The following is a 14601-nucleotide window of genomic DNA, read 5'->3' as shown; positions in this document are numbered from 1 at the left end:
TATATTATAATTTTACATTCCCAATGTTTAAATTATTATTAAATTAACTATCACTATACATTGATCTTAAAATAACTTTCCTTGGTTTAAGTTAGCGATTATTCTACCAATATCTCTCTCTTTCCTGAGTAACTCGGAGCACTGACGATACCTTCTTTCTCCATTCTTTCAACAATATTTGCAGCTCTGTTATAGCCTATTCTAAGTTGCCTTTGAATGTAACTAGTTGAAACCTTTTGATCTCTCTGAATGATGGCCACTGCTTGCTTGTATAGATCGTTCTCTTCATCTTCTGTTTCACCTTCTGATTCCGCGAAAGAATTTTCATCTTCTTGAGTGATTTCCTCCATGTAGTTTGGCTCACCTTGCGTTTTCAGATGATCAACTATATTTTGCACCTCATCATCACTTACAAATGGACCGTGAACTCGAATAATCTTACCACCAGAGGCCATATAAAGCATATCACCCATACCGAGTAACTGTTCGGCCCCTTGTTCACCAAGTATTGTACGGCTATCTATCTTAGAAGTAACAGCAAAACTAATTCTCGTTGGAAAGTTTGCTTTTATCACACCTGTTATCACATCTACAGATGGGCGTTGTGTTGCCATTATGATGTGTATTCCTGCAGCACGAGCCATCTGAGCTAAACGTTGAATAGAGCATTCTATATCTTTGCCAGCAACAAGCATTAAATCTGCCATTTCATCTACGATCACCACAATATACGGAAATGTCTCCATTTTAAGTGGTATTTTTTCAAATAAAGGTTTACCCGTTGTTGAGTTAAAGCCAATCTGTACAACGCGCTCCAACTCTATTCCGCTATTCATCGCTTCTGTAATTTTTTGATTATAGTTTATTACATTGCGCACATTTAAATATGACATCATGCGATAGCGATTTTCCATCTCTTTCACTATCCACTTAAGAGCAATAACAGCTTTTTTTGGCTCTGTTACCACTGGCGTTATTAGATGCGGTATTGCATCATATATTGAAAGCTCGAGCATTTTGGGGTCGATCATTATCATCTTGCATTCATCAGGACTTAATCGATAAACGAGCGATAGAATCATCGTGTTAATCGCAACTGATTTTCCTGACCCCGTAGTCCCGGCAACAAGCAAGTGGGGCATTTTAGTCAGATCTGCAATAACAGGTTTTCCGCTTATTTCCTTGCCAAGCGCAATTGGAAGATTTAAGTTTGCATTTTGGTATTCTGGCGATTCAAGTAAATCACGTAGCATCACAATCTCTCGCTCTTTATTCGGCAATTCTATCCCCATGGCATTTTGTCCACGAATTATTGAAATACGTGCAGAGAGTGCACTCATTGAACGTGCAATATCATCTGCAAGACCAATCACTCTTGCAGATTTTGTACCTGCTTGTGGTTCAAGTTTGTATAAAGTCACAACCGGTCCATAACATACACTTATAATTTTTCCTTGCACGCCAAAATCACTCAGCACCTGTTCGAGCAGAGATAAATTCTTATTGCTCTCTAATGCATTCAACTGTTTTCTCTGCATAGATTCTTCTACTTTAGAAAGTAAGTGAATGCTTGGAAACTCAAACTCGCTAGAAGGTGGTTTAACAATCTCTTCGGTAGCTTTTTTCTGTCTTTCTTTTGGTTGTTGTCTAGTGGTTCTATATTTTCCCTCTATTACTAATGGTGCTATTGAATAATCAGTAGTTTTACGTAACCTGAAAAACAGAACCTTTGTAAAAAGGGAAAATATTTTTTTACATAGGAAAAGCAAAGAATAAACCGTTCTCTTCCAACCAATCAATCCTACAATACCTATTGATGTTACTACTGTGAATATGTAAAACGGGCAGTGGCCAATTAGAGTATTGCCGACTATTCCACTGTGCATGTACCTAGTAGTGGTACCGAGCGAAAGTTGCGCTAATGTAGCACATATTCCTAAATTGATTAATATTAAATAGAGAATTTTCAGCAGCCTTTTTGATATCAAAAAGTAAACTATGGTTGTAGCTATTGTAATACTAGCGAGTCCAAAAAATTGAACTAATATATCAGCTAAATATGAACCTACTATTCCACCTAAATTTGTTACTTCCTCATTTGTAGATGTGTTTAAGGATTGATCTTTATAATTATAGCTAAAAACCGATATATATATATACATTAATAGTGACAAGTATATCACTGATTTTAGCTGTTTTTTTAACATCTACTTAAAGTAATAAGTAATTGTATATTTTACAAAGTGAATTGCTATTATCAATATCATCACGGATAAATCTAATCCATTGAATGGTTGTATATACCTTCTGATAACCTTTAGTGGAGGATGGGTAAGTCTGTTTAAAGTTTGCATTATGCTGCTTACAATCTCATTATACATGTTAACTACATTCAATTTAATCAACAAATTGAGAGCAACTGAGCATATTAGAACGAAGCTGTAAAGATCAAGTAACAGGTTAAGCAAGTATATGATTGGATGCATATTACTAATTTATACTAAAACCTATTATGTGTAGTGATATGTATAAAATCAAGTCTTACAATAATTTTTATGCTGAAACAGGTGTAAACAATAAGCTATAAGATATTATACCCTTTGATTCCACGTGGATAAAAAACTTATTGATAAATTAACGGAGAGATGTGTACTGTATGAATAGCTTTTTGATCATGTTTATTACATGCAGGATAAGTGTTCAGGTACGTATGAAACCAGCGCTTCTTTTCTTGTCACCTCTTGTTACCTAAATAGCCCCTTTGTTGTCATCCCAGTGCTTGACACTGGGATCCAAGAAAAAAACTAATTCGGTAAGCTTATGCTAAATTTGATGAGCTTAAATGAAAAACTGGATCCCAGTGTCAAGCACTGGGATGACACTATTTGTTATGTAAATTGCCACAATGTTCATATAGTTGTGTGTCTGCACACTGACCACTTGTTCCTATGTTTTTGTCTATCTTATTTTGCCATCCTGGTGAACGAATACGTGCTCAGAACCATTTTCATTATTTTAATTACCCATTACTTAATGAGGTCACTTCTTTTAATTGATATTATAAAACTACTTATCATAAAGCTGATCTATAGATATAATACTACCATTTGATGACTTTTCAGCAGATTTCTCACTTTCATATTCTTTATCAGAATCAACGCTAAATACTAAAATATCTCCTGACATTTTATCATGAAACTCACTAATAGCAAAAAACGGTACAGTGACTTGTTCTTGTTTTCCACGGAAGCTCAAACTGACACTAAACTTATCTTCAAGAACTTTTAGACCATAAAATTGGTGCTGTAATATAATAAGCATTTGAGTAGGATATGATTCTTTCAAGTAGTCTGGTATGACAACACCATTAAATCGCGTAAAAAACAGTATCTCTAAGTGAGGAGTAAAATCATTATCCAATATAGTATTCAAAGCCTTTTCGACAATTTGAAATTTGCTAGAACTAAGCAACTTCCGATAATCTGTTTTATCCATATAACCCTTACATGTTTGGGGGAACTTCTGTTACCCGGCGTTCCCTAAACCGTGCTTATAGCAATGAAGTTATAGTGCCTAAATTAAGCAGCTAATGCAACATTGTCTTCAGCAGCAAAGTTATCGTTTGCATCTAAATTATGAACTCTTAGCGGTGGTATCTAACCGAGCAAAGGTACCATCTTTACTATGTATGTCGATCCTTATTCGCCCCCATATCAAAAACATGGTGGAGGCGCCGAGTACTGCCCTCGGGTCCAATACACCTATTACAAGGTAATTTTATTGCCATAGTACAAAAAATGCACATCTTTATTATACAGTAGTATTGAATAAATGTCAAGTTGTTGAACGTAAAATCGGTTGTAAGCTAAAAAACTAATATAAAAATTACTTCGCCTATTTACCTAATCTTAGTATAATCAAAGTAGAGGTATTTTTAGAGCTCAAAATCTATCTTCGTCTGCAGACTTTTTTATCAAATAATCAAACTCAGTAAAGAATGTAGCGTATCTTCTTCAGCGCAAATGGGTGCACACATATGCTTAATCTCTGTCGTATGTGCGTTACATTTTTTCTGTTCTTTATTAATAAATATGGGGGATTCTATGCCTAAAATTCCGTATTCTTAACAAAAACTGCTCAAATGCTTTTGTAGCTATTGAATTTCTAAGTTCAAGAAAGCAAGAGACAGTGTGAGAAATGGCACAAGCCGAAAAAAAGATAAGTTATGGAACAAAAAATGCAGACAACTGTGGAAAATTGCCTGCGTAACTAGACTATAAATTAGTTTTTCTCCTCAAGAATTAAATCAATTCAGTGCACTTTCTAACTTTCTACTTGTTAGAAAAAAACGGATATGAAGGAAGAGTTTCGTATTGTGAATCAATCTCTACTTCTTGCTCTGATGACATCTGTGATGTCAGTCCTTCATCAGATAAAAGAATTTTTCCTGTAAGAATTTCTATTACTTCTTCCCTTCCACTAGAAATAGCATAATCCAAAGGAGTCTTTCCTTCATTATCCTGTATATTAACTTCCGCTCCTTTTTCTATTAGCATTTTTGTGAAGTATTTGCACAGGGAGTTTGAGCAAGATGTAGCAAAATGCAATGATGTCTTTCCATCATTATCTTGTATATCAACCTCTGCACCTTTATTTAGCAGCATCTCTGCTATCCATATGTTCTGTCCTGGAATAGAAACAGCAAAATGCAAAGGAGTCTTTCCTTCATTATCTTGTATATTAACTTCCGCACCCCTGTCTAGCAGCATTTTTACGTTTTCGTCTTTTGTCTCTTGTGTACCCCAAAAAGATGAAACTACGTAAGAAGCAGCAAGATGCAAAGGGGTCTTTCCTTCATTATCTTGTATATTAATTTCTGCACCTTTGTTTAGCAGCACCTTTGCTATATATGTGTTCTGTCCTGGAATAATTACAGCAAGATGCAATGATGTCTTTCCTTCATTATCTCGTACATTAACATCTACTCCTTTCTCTATAAGAAACTCTACTACTTTTACACAGCCACTTCTAGATGCTAAACATAGTAAGTTACTTCCGTCAAATGAATTAGAATTTATATCAAATCCACTTTCTTCCCATGCATTGTACATATTAACATGATGCTGCTGCAGCTCACTTTTTAATTTTTCAATTATGCTAGATGAGTCTACCTTTCTGTCATCATTAATTCTCCATAGTGTTTTTTCTAATGCCGACAATTTACTCATAATGTTCTCCGATTTTTAAGACTAAATACTAATTATGGTATTTAATCAAGCTATGAAAATAAAAACATCAGATGCAATTACTACTATTCTATAGATGTTAATGAAAATTTAAACTCCAATTGTTAAATTTACTTTTTTAAGATTATTAACAGAAAAATTCATGCTTTAAAAGGATCATACACATCAATTTTTTTAGGGTCACTTTTTTTCATTTTCTCACTCAATAACCTCAGAATGGGCTGTAAATCATCGTCGATTGATAAGCACAGTACTTCTCTATCAAGAAAACCGGCTAGGTGATTCCTTTTCTCAAGGATTTCTGTTTCTTCCAATAAGTCGCATTTGTTTAATACGACAGTTTCTTCCTTCTTGATAAGGTCGCTATTGTAAAGCTTCAGTTCATTATGTGTACAATTATAAGCTGAGATAATGTCATCGTGAGTTACATCAATTAAATGCAGTAAAATTTTACACCTTTCTATGTGCTTTAAAAATTTGTGTCCGAGCCCAACTCCAAGATGAGCATCAGCGACTATTCCAGGAATATCTGCTATCACAATTTCGCTATCATCCACTTTTGCTACACCTAAATGTGGCCTTATAGTAGTAAATGCATAATCGCCTACTTTTGTATCTGCATTTGAGCAGCGGGTTAAAAATTTAGATTTACCTGCATTTGGCATACCAATAATGCCAACATCAGATAAAACTTTTAGCTTCAATATTATATTTCTTTCTTCGCCAGGCTGACCATGGGTAAAATGTCTTGGTGCCCTATTAGTAGCAGATTTAAAGTTAGTATTTCCAAGCCCACCTTTTCCACCTTGAACTACTTGAAATTCCATGTCAGGTTTATCAAGATCTACTATCACTTCCTCACTTTCTTCATCGATTATTTGTGTACCAACTGGAACTTTAAGTATAATATCTTTTCCTGCTGTGCCAGATCTATCTCTACTCGTGCCATTTTTTCCATTACTCGCTTTAATGTGTCTTCGACAACGAAAATTAAGCAAAGTGTTGAGATTTGCATCACTGATGAAAATTATGTCTCCTCCCCTGCCCCCATTACCACCGTTTGGGCCACCAAATTCAACGAATTTTTCTCGACGAAAACTCGCGCAGCCATCACCACCATCACCTGCTTTTAAATATAATTTAACTTCGTCTATGAAGTCCATGCTAACCCACGATAATATTTAGCATTTTCTCCTAATGAACTTTCTATTCTCATTAATTCATTATACTTTGCAAGCCTATCAGAACGCGACAGCGAGCCAGTCTTGATTTGTCCACAATTCGATGCAACCGCTATGTGGGATATTGTTGTATCTTCTGTTTCACCTGAGCGATGCGAAATAATAGCCCTATAGCCATTTGATTTTGCCATTTCAATAGCAGCAAAAGTTTCCGTAAGTGTTCCTATCTGGTTTGGCTTGATTAGTACAGCATTTGCCATTTTCTCCTCTATTCCTTTGCTTATTAGTTCACAATTTGTAACAAATAAATCATCTCCAACCAATTGAACTTTATTCCCAAGTTTTACAGTAAGTAATTTCCAACCTTCATAGTCGTCTTCATTCATTGCATCTTCTATAGAAATTATTGGATATTTGCCGACAAGGTCACAATAATACTGAACCAATTTCTCTGCAGTGAGTTCTCTGTTTTCAAATTTGTAAACTCCATTTTCATAAAAAGTAGATGAAGCAACATCAAGACCCAGTGCAAAATGATTTTTCATCGAATAACCGGCAGATTCCACAGCCTGAATTATCAGATTAAGAGCTTCTTCAGTGCTACCAATGTTTGGTGCAAAACCACCTTCATCTCCTACGTTTGTGCTATAACCTTTTTTCTTAAGAATGCCGCGCAAGTTATGAAATACCTCTGCAGATATTCTGATTGCTTCACTGAAAGTTTCAGCACCAACCGGAAGAATCATAAATTCTTGAAAATCGAGTTTATTATCCGCATGTACTCCACCATTCATTACGTTAATGAGTGGAACTGGCATCTGCTCTTCCCCTACTCCCAAATACTTATATAACGGCATTTTAAAGCTGTTTGCTGCTGCTTTTGCAACAGCAAGAGACACACCCAAAGTTGCATTTGCTCCAAGTTTAGATTTATTTTTTGTTCCATCTAGTTCAATTAAAACTTTATCAATTGCACTCTGGTTTGCTGCATCCATGCCAATGATTTTATTTGCTATCACTTCACTCACAGATTGAACAGCTTTCAGCACTCCTTTACCACAATACCTTTTTTCATCTTGATCTCTCAGCTCCAATGCTTCTAGTTTACCGGTCGAAGCCCCAGAAGGGACAGCGGCTCTACCTGTTGCTCCATCACATAGTTCTATTTCTACCTCAATTGTTGGGTAACCCCTGCTATCTAAAATTTCTCTTGCAAATACACTGCTGATTGTCTTTTTCATCATGCTAAACCTCTACTAGATTCACAATTGTGTGCACGTTCGGGAAATACCCCAACGCTGTAACATTTCAGTGTACAAACATTGCAACCTACAGATAAACAGATAATTTGAGTAGCAGATGGTGTCATTCCAGTGCTTGACACTGGAATCCAGTTTTTATTATACAGCCACTTATTTAAAGTTAAGTCTTCTGGATCCCAGTGTCTGGGCACTGGGATGACAACATTCTTAATGGAAGCTATCCCCATATCGCAATGTCTGTACAGTTGTTTGCCTAGACACTGGGATCCAGTTTTACTACACAATTTTATCATATAAATCACCAATGCTTAAGTTTATTTTACTAGCAGCAGCTTTGCAGCTTCTCTTGCTAGTTTAGCTATATTACTACCAGCACCAATAAATAATACTACATCTCCTGAACTTGTCGAATTACTAATAAAATGTGAAATGAGTAAAGCATCATTCATAATCTTTACATTATTAAACCCATTACTGATCAAGGCTTTTTGTATATCATCAATTCTACAGCCAGGAATAGGCTTATCTTCTGGAGGATGGACAGAAGTGAGAATTACATAATCAAACATCATGAAAATTCGTACGAACTCATCAAAAAAATTACGAATACGAGCAAAACGAAGCGGCTCGATAATTCCTGTTACCTTTCCTTTAGTGGTCAAACGTGCTGCTGCTAGAGTTGCCTGTATTTCGTTTGGATGGTGAGCATAATCCTCAATTAACTTAACACCTTTAATATCGGCAATCAAAGAAAATCTCCTTGCTACTCCTTTAAATTCTAAAAGACCTTTTTTAATCTCTTCATCGCTAATTCCAAGTTTCACTGCAACTGATATTGCAGCCAGGGCATTGCTAACTTTATGCATTCCTATTGCATTTGATAGCACTACATTCTTTATAATTCTGGTACAAGGTTGAATATCTTCTTTTTGTCTTTCGAGAGCGAGTTCTTTTAATCGAAACACCATATGTACATTATCATCATCAATTTCAATACGCTGAACTAACTTTCTAATTATATTAAATTTAGTCTCCCAATCTACCTCTGATAAATCACATTTTTCCTTCGTTATATGCTCTCTGACCATCTTAACTTCTTCCCATATTACCTCTTCTAGTATATCCGCGCATATTGATTTGCTGTTACATTCATCAAAACTGATTCCGGAACAACAATAGTAACTTTTTCCTTCCTTAGTATGACTCATTCCATAATAAGTGTATTTACAATACTGACATACAATTAATTCTTGTAATAAGTATTTACTTCCACTTTGTTGCATGTTTTCTATTTGTAGCTTTTCTTTTTCCATGCTACCTCTCTACAACTTATATCTATTTTGCCTATAGTAAAATATACACATAATTAGCCAAATAAAGGAAAGTGCAAACCAAGTAATTGCATATTCCCAATGCTTAATTGGCTGTATAGTCAATTTTCCACAAAAATTGTCTTGCCACAATATACATTTTTCTAGCTTAATACCTAGATCATTGGAGATTTCTTCTGTACTTAAGGTAAACCACGTATTTGAAGCAATATCATTTTTAATAAACCAATTTTTGCTACCATCACAATATAAAACTCCACTCAAAGCTACTTTTTCAATTTTTGCTTTTTCTTCTTTTTTTTCTCTAACTATTCCTTTATTCACTAACATGTAATGTCCAGTGGTAAGCAACATAGGAGACAGCACATGATAGCCACGTTGACCTGCGAAAACATATAGTTCTATATCACTTAAAATTCCGTCGATTTTAACGTTTCTGTAGTTAAACTTTGAAAGATTATCACTAGGTAGCAGATGAATAACTGGAAGATCCATATTTTTGATAATATTACTCTTCCAATTTAATCTAAATAACTGCCATAACCCTAGTGAAAAAAGAAGTAGAAAAGGTATGATGAAAACAAATACTGTTTTTCTTAACACTCTATATTTGTGTTCTTAAGTAATTTTCAATACCCATAAGCTCAATGAGATTAATTTGTCCTTTAATCCAATGTAAGTGCTCTTCCTCGTTTTGCAGTAGTTCTTCTAATAACATTACACTAATCACATCCTTTTCTTTTTCAGCAACAGAAATTGCCTCTCTGATGCCCCTTATACCTTCTTCTTCTAACTTTAAATTATCTTCTAAGATTTTCTGTATTGTATCTTTTGTGAACTTTCCGTCATACTTTGAGATTTGATTTGTATCTTGAAAATTTGGTACACCCTCAAGCAGTAAAATTCTTTCTGCTAACCTATTTGCATGTCCAAGCTCTTCATTAAGCTCGTTTCTCATCTTTTCTGCAAACCTATTGATCTTTTTATCTTTGAGAATCGCAGAATGCAAAAGATACTGACGTACGGAAGTTAATTCATGAGTCAGCAATTTATTCAAATGTTCTACTATTTCTTTATTCATAACCTTTCTTTATCTAATATACCAATGTAATCTACATAACAATCAAGGTCACATCAATTTATTTTTCTCACAACAATCGTATCAAATAGCACATCATGAAATGCCTGTTTCCTCTGAGAGAAGCAAGCAACTAAATACCAACTGAAGGTAAGCATAACTATAATCACTTCTAGTGTACTTAAAACGTCTACTAATGTTTGAAAAAGTTTGATAAGAGTGATCATTAAATTATTTAGCATAGGAAGAAAAAACTGAGAGATAGTGCGATCAAATGCTAAGCTTAAACCTATTTTAGAATTATCTAAAGTGATAGTACATATATTCATTAACTGTTGACCTGGAGTTGCTTGGGCCTTTGAAGATATAAAATATGTGAAATAACTACAATTTAGACACATGTATGACAGATGTAAAATTAATGGAAAATCACCTAATAACAGCACAATTAGTGAGGTTGGAATTAGTAAAATTGCTAGATCTATTAAATATGCGCAAAAACGCCTCTGTATACTAGCAATTTCCATCATTATCTGTCTTTCAAATATTTTATTATGAATTCTGTAAGTTTATCAAAATGCTTAAAATATAACAAATCTTCATAACCGCTTATCGATTGACCGTATACAATAGGTAAGCAATTGGCATTTTGTGCACATAGAATGTCTGTGATGCTATCACCAACAAAAAACACATTTTCTCTATTTACAGGTAGCGTACTCTCCTCCAGTGCAAACAGCAGTGGAGTTGCAGATGGCTTATCTTCTGCAGTATCACATGATCCAACTATTCTTTCAAAGTAAGAATCTAGTTTAAAGTAGGCAACTTCTTGACGTAAATTAGTATTTTTCTTATTACTAACTATTGCTAGGTAAATATTGTGGCTTTTCAGCGTCTGGAGCATTCCCTCTACTCCCTCGTTCAGAGTAATATTTTGTAACAGTGCACTATCTAGGTATTTTTGATATATCTGGTTCGCTTTTTTCCACTGATCACCAAACAAATTAACCATGTAGCTCTTTCTTGATTCATGAGAATTTCTATCAACAACTTTACTGCCAGATCCCATCAAATCTAAAGTATGCTTAATGGCATTAGAAATATTATCTTGAGTATCAACTAAGGTATTATCCCAATCGAATACTACCGCTAATCGGCTATTTTTCATTTTTATATTGTGACGTATTTTAAACTAATAAGTAAATGATATTTTGATGATAAAGAGTTGCTTCTTAGATGTTAACCATTTTTACATAATAGGCCATTACAATAATTATTATACGCTTTTTAGTAGGTAGATATGGCCCAGATTAAAGATACACCAAATATTGAGAAGAAATTTCAAGATACCTTTGGACGTACTCCCGGTGCTTTTCCAGAGGGTACGTCACTGGAAGAGAAGGTTGATCGGATAGCAAAAGGAACAAAGGCCCTGAAGGCTGCAAGAAGTCAAGAACTTGAAGGCAAGATGAAAAATGTTGCTGAATTAAATAAAGAGCTTCAAAGACGACAAAGGCAAGAAAATGAGGAAATACGCAAACTCACAAGATCAACACAAGAGCTAAGAAAAGAGTTTGGTATAAATAAAAGGAGTAAACCAGATGGCAGTGATAAACCATTGCAGGAAACTAAGCAAATTTCTAAACAAAAAGACATAGGAGTTCAAGCTTCAATGACTACAAAGAGTAGTGAAGAGCTTAAGCAACCAGATAACAATGATAAACCATTACGGGAAATTAATCAGATTTCTAAGCAGAAAGGCATGGGAGTGCAAAACTCAAAGAGTAGTAAAGAGCTTAAACAAGATGATACACCACAACCGCAAGAAAATCAGAAAGAAGAAGGCTTGCTTAGTCTCTTGGGGCGCTTTTTGAAAAAAATATTAGAAAAACTTTTTGGTGGGAATGAAAAGAATGTGGAAGATGCTCGTGATACAAAAGAAGCTGCTCAAAAAAATATATCAAATAACGGAATTCAGCAACATAGTATGAGTCAAAGCTCTTTCATAAATATAAATGGAAAAGAGTTCAATTTAGAACCAGGAAAAGCATTTAATTATCAAGATAAAGCTCTCAATATTAAGATTACATACAATAGTTCTGAGCAAGATACAACTTTTCCGAATGTTACTAATGCGATTAACTTAAATATTGATGGTAAGGAACATAATGTCCAACCCGGCGAGTCTTTCAATTATAAAGGCCCTGGCTTAGAAATTAGCGTGATGAATGGTAATCAACAAAGTAAAAATTTCGACAAAATTTTAAGTCAAGATCAAAGTATAAGTGAAGGTTTAAAGCAAGCAACAAAGCTTGATGATCCATCGGTAACGCCTGTCAATACTCCTGAAGTAGAAAAAACAAACACAGGTCGCGGAAGATAATGCACATAGCCTGTATAATAGACTTGCGTCATATAAGTTTATTATACAGGAGATTTTACTAACTTCTAGCTCTAGAATGAGGGTTGATTAATACGCCTGTAATAAAGAATTCAGCTTCTAATTTTCATAGCATGGACATATCTAGGTGACAATTAAACTACCGTCATCAGTATTAGATACTCTTTCCTTCTTTCATATAGCAGCCTGTTAATAATGATTAGAGTCACCTTATAACAAGAAAAAATTTAAAAATCCATAATCATAAGTGTCCGCATAAAGAGTTGCTCCTTCTATGTTAATCATTTTTACATAATTACTTAATATACTTATTTTGGTATAAGATTTTACGTAACAGGTATGACACAGCTTCAAGACACACCAAATATTGACAAGCAACCAGATAATAATGTTAAACCATTGCAGAAAACTAAGCAAGTGTCTAAGCAGAAAGGCATGGGCGCTCAAGACTTAAAGAAAGAAAAAGGCTTTTTGGTACGTTTTCTGAACACAATATTCAAAAAAACTTTTTAGCGAAGATAAAAAGAGTGTAAAGGATATAAAAGGAACTACTCAAAAAAGCACTTCAAATGATGAAGGGCAACAACAAAATGAGCTCCTTTCAAATCAAGACCAAAGCGCAAGTGAAGGTTTAAAGCAAATTGATAATCCATTGGTAACTCCTGTCACGAAAGTAGAAAAAACAAAGAAGACCATGAAAGATAATTCGCCTTAGATCTCTTGCATAGTCTGGGGTCCAATTTGTCATCCTATGGCTTTAATCACAATGACCACGCTCTAAGTGATTTAGAAGAGGTATATGTAGAGCAACCAGCAAAGTTCCATGGGAGTGTTAAATAAACTGTGTCAAACCACATTTTTAGCTCAACTGAATTTTCAATCTGTTGGGAAAGAAAATATCGAGCTGAGATATAGTTAATGCCCAATTAGGCAAAGCCATTACCCATTTTTGCTCTACTTTTTTTATAGCACAATATACCTGTTTGTACAAGGCGTTTGTGTTGGTAAATGAGCCCTTGGTTTTGGTGAATTTCCTAATTTGCCTATGTAGCCCCTCTATGGGATTAGTAGTATAGATTATCCTCCTAACTGGATCGGAATACTTAAAATAACCAGATAGGTTTTCCCAATTATTCTGCCAAGATTTTATAACCATAGGGTACTTTGTGCCCCATTTTTCATCTAATTCCAACAGATAATTCTCGGCAATTTCCTTACTTGAAGCTTGATATACCTTCTTTAAATCACTCAAAAAACTCTTTGCATCTTTACTAGCTACATACTTCAGTGAGTTACGTATCTGATGCACTATACACATCTGCACTTCTGCATTAGGGAACACACCGTTTATTGCTGCAGGAAAGCTTTTTAGCCCATCTACACATGCAATTAGAATATCTTCCACTCCTCTCTCTTTGAGATCATTTAGTACTCCCAACCAGAAGTTAGCTCCTTCACTTTCAGCTAAATAAAAACCTAATACTTCTTTTCTGCCATTTTGATCTATACCTAATATATTATACATACATTTACTTACACAATGCCCGTCCTCCTTGACTTTAAAAAATATTCCGTCCATGAAAACTATCGGATATACAGACTGCAGCGGACGACTACGCCATTCGTTGATTACTGGTAGCAGTTTGTCAGTAATACTTGATATCTCTGCCGCCGATATTTTGTGATCGTAAATTTCCTCAATATGTGACGCTATATCTCTGTATCCCATGCCACTGGCAAATGTGCTTAAGACCTTTGCTTCAAGTTCTGGATGTAGGCTTGTTTGTCTTTTTCTAACTATTTGGGGTTCAAAGCTTCCTTCCCTGTCTCTAGGTGTTAACAACTCAAATGAGCCTCCACTCGTGCGTAAAGTTTTTGCGTTTCTCCCATTTCTTCGGTTATTTTCTTCACTTTTAGCTGACATGTGGCTTTCTATTTCACCTTCCAGACTTGCCTCTAGCAACCTTTTTATAAACGGTGTTAATGCTCCATCTCTTCCCGTCAGCGGCCTTCCTTCTCTTATCGATGATAGAATATTTGCTTCCAGTTCTTTATAGTCTACCAAACCGGTAGTTCTGTTTACTTGACTCATGTCAAACCTC

Annotated in this window: 14 protein-coding genes, 1 other RNA gene and 1 pseudogene; 2 read left to right on the top strand and 14 right to left on the bottom strand. The window is 34.9% G+C overall.

What is annotated here, in order from left to right; all coding sequences use genetic code 11:
• Window positions 1–98: 98 nt before the first annotated feature.
• From LEM02_RS04590 to LEM02_RS04530, 13 genes and pseudogenes are all read right to left on the bottom strand, one after another.
• A complete protein-coding gene (locus tag LEM02_RS04590; protein ID WP_226080085.1) occupies window positions 99–2207 on the bottom strand; it encodes an FtsK/SpoIIIE family DNA translocase in 2109 nt (702 codons plus the stop codon).
• Window positions 2208–2486 carry a YggT family protein gene (locus LEM02_RS04585; RefSeq protein ID WP_226080084.1) on the bottom strand — a complete coding sequence of 93 codons (279 nt, stop codon included), beginning with the start codon at window positions 2484–2486 and terminating at the stop codon, window positions 2208–2210. It abuts the gene before it with no gap.
• Window positions 2487–3066: 580 nt separating this feature from the next.
• The gene (locus LEM02_RS04580) at window positions 3067–3495 is read right to left on the bottom strand and encodes a ClpXP protease specificity-enhancing factor SspB (RefSeq protein WP_226080083.1); all 429 of its coding nucleotides are present in this window, start codon (window positions 3493–3495) and stop codon (window positions 3067–3069) included.
• A gap of 16 nt (window positions 3496–3511) precedes the next feature.
• Window positions 3512–3842, bottom strand: a transfer-messenger RNA (tmRNA) gene (gene ssrA / locus LEM02_RS04575).
• A gap of 489 nt (window positions 3843–4331) precedes the next feature.
• Entirely contained in the window at window positions 4332–5228 is an 897-nt protein-coding gene (locus tag LEM02_RS04570; protein WP_226080082.1) for an ankyrin repeat domain-containing protein, read from the bottom strand.
• Between the two features lie 158 nt (window positions 5229–5386).
• Window positions 5387–6409 carry an Obg family GTPase CgtA gene (gene cgtA / locus LEM02_RS04565; RefSeq protein ID WP_226080081.1) on the bottom strand — a complete coding sequence of 341 codons (1023 nt, stop codon included), beginning with the start codon at window positions 6407–6409 and terminating at the stop codon, window positions 5387–5389.
• A complete protein-coding gene (gene eno, locus LEM02_RS04560; protein ID WP_226080079.1) occupies window positions 6397–7671 on the bottom strand; it encodes a phosphopyruvate hydratase in 1275 nt (424 codons plus the stop codon). Before eno ends, cgtA begins: the two co-directional genes overlap by 13 nt.
• Before the next feature lie 95 nt (window positions 7672–7766).
• Window positions 7767–7883: pseudogene (locus LEM02_RS06890) on the bottom strand (WPE palindromic element domain-containing protein); the annotation flags it as partial.
• A gap of 120 nt (window positions 7884–8003) precedes the next feature.
• The gene (locus LEM02_RS04550; RefSeq protein ID WP_226080075.1) at window positions 8004–9002 is read right to left on the bottom strand and encodes a glutamate ligase domain-containing protein; all 999 of its coding nucleotides are present in this window, start codon (window positions 9000–9002) and stop codon (window positions 8004–8006) included.
• Between the two features lie 9 nt (window positions 9003–9011).
• Window positions 9012–9623 (bottom strand): SURF1 family protein, encoded by a 612-nt coding sequence (locus LEM02_RS04545; RefSeq protein WP_226080073.1) that lies wholly within the window; start codon window positions 9621–9623, stop codon window positions 9012–9014.
• A gap of 1 nt (window position 9624) precedes the next feature.
• Window positions 9625–10101, bottom strand: coding sequence for a bacterioferritin (gene bfr / locus LEM02_RS04540; RefSeq protein WP_226080071.1), 477 nt, complete (start codon window positions 10099–10101; stop codon window positions 9625–9627).
• 53 nt (window positions 10102–10154) lie between these two features.
• Window positions 10155–10628 carry an RDD family protein gene (locus LEM02_RS04535; RefSeq protein ID WP_369409598.1) on the bottom strand — a complete coding sequence of 158 codons (474 nt, stop codon included), beginning with the start codon at window positions 10626–10628 and terminating at the stop codon, window positions 10155–10157.
• Window positions 10628–11266: an HAD family hydrolase gene (locus tag LEM02_RS04530; RefSeq protein WP_226080069.1), complete on the bottom strand. Its 639-nt coding sequence runs from the start codon at window positions 11264–11266 to the stop codon at window positions 10628–10630. Before LEM02_RS04530 ends, LEM02_RS04535 begins: the two co-directional genes overlap by 1 nt.
• A gap of 132 nt (window positions 11267–11398) precedes the next feature.
• On the opposite strand from LEM02_RS04530, the gene LEM02_RS04525 reads away from it, so the two are divergent.
• Together LEM02_RS04525 and LEM02_RS04520 are read left to right on the top strand one after the other, a co-directional pair.
• Complete coding sequence (locus LEM02_RS04525) at window positions 11399–12481, top strand: hypothetical protein (protein WP_226080068.1); 1083 nt, start codon at window positions 11399–11401, stop codon at window positions 12479–12481.
• 357 nt (window positions 12482–12838) lie between these two features.
• Entirely contained in the window at window positions 12839–13012 is a 174-nt protein-coding gene (locus LEM02_RS04520) for a hypothetical protein (protein WP_226080067.1), read from the top strand.
• A gap of 346 nt (window positions 13013–13358) precedes the next feature.
• Here the strand turns inward: LEM02_RS04520 and LEM02_RS04515 are convergent, their stop codons facing one another.
• A complete protein-coding gene (locus LEM02_RS04515) occupies window positions 13359–14591 on the bottom strand; it encodes an IS256 family transposase (RefSeq protein WP_226079221.1) in 1233 nt (410 codons plus the stop codon).
• Window positions 14592–14601: the final 10 nt, after the last annotated feature.

Origin of the sequence: Wolbachia endosymbiont of Tribolium confusum (assembly GCF_020405475.1) — a bacterium.
GTDB lineage: Bacteria > Pseudomonadota > Alphaproteobacteria > Rickettsiales > Anaplasmataceae > Wolbachia.
The sequence above is the reverse complement of the archived record's forward strand: the minus strand, read 5'-3'. Positions and strand labels throughout refer to the sequence as shown.

What these genes read in the sequence shown, in the direction of transcription:
- LEM02_RS04515 (WP_226079221.1), bottom strand. Translation starts at nt 14,591, where the DNA reads ATGAGTCAAGTAAACAGAACTACCGGTTTGGTAGACTATAAAGAACTG.
- LEM02_RS04550 (WP_226080075.1), bottom strand. Translation starts at nt 9,002, where the DNA reads ATGGAAAAAGAAAAGCTACAAATAGAAAACATGCAACAAAGTGGAAGT.
- LEM02_RS04535 (WP_369409598.1), bottom strand. Translation starts at nt 10,628, where the DNA reads ATGATGGAAATTGCTAGTATACAGAGGCGTTTTTGCGCATATTTAATA.
- LEM02_RS04585 (WP_226080084.1), bottom strand. Translation starts at nt 2,486, where the DNA reads ATGCATCCAATCATATACTTGCTTAACCTGTTACTTGATCTTTACAGC.
- bfr (WP_226080071.1), bottom strand. Translation starts at nt 10,101, where the DNA reads ATGAATAAAGAAATAGTAGAACATTTGAATAAATTGCTGACTCATGAA.
- eno (WP_226080079.1), bottom strand. Translation starts at nt 7,671, where the DNA reads ATGATGAAAAAGACAATCAGCAGTGTATTTGCAAGAGAAATTTTAGAT.
- LEM02_RS04520 (WP_226080067.1), top strand. Translation starts at nt 12,839, where the DNA reads ATGACACAGCTTCAAGACACACCAAATATTGACAAGCAACCAGATAAT.
- LEM02_RS04590 (WP_226080085.1), bottom strand. Translation starts at nt 2,207, where the DNA reads ATGTTAAAAAAACAGCTAAAATCAGTGATATACTTGTCACTATTAATG.
- LEM02_RS04580 (WP_226080083.1), bottom strand. Translation starts at nt 3,495, where the DNA reads ATGGATAAAACAGATTATCGGAAGTTGCTTAGTTCTAGCAAATTTCAA.
- LEM02_RS04530 (WP_226080069.1), bottom strand. Translation starts at nt 11,266, where the DNA reads ATGAAAAATAGCCGATTAGCGGTAGTATTCGATTGGGATAATACCTTA.
- LEM02_RS04570 (WP_226080082.1), bottom strand. Translation starts at nt 5,228, where the DNA reads ATGAGTAAATTGTCGGCATTAGAAAAAACACTATGGAGAATTAATGAT.
- LEM02_RS04525 (WP_226080068.1), top strand. Translation starts at nt 11,399, where the DNA reads ATGGCCCAGATTAAAGATACACCAAATATTGAGAAGAAATTTCAAGAT.
- cgtA (WP_226080081.1), bottom strand. Translation starts at nt 6,409, where the DNA reads ATGGACTTCATAGACGAAGTTAAATTATATTTAAAAGCAGGTGATGGT.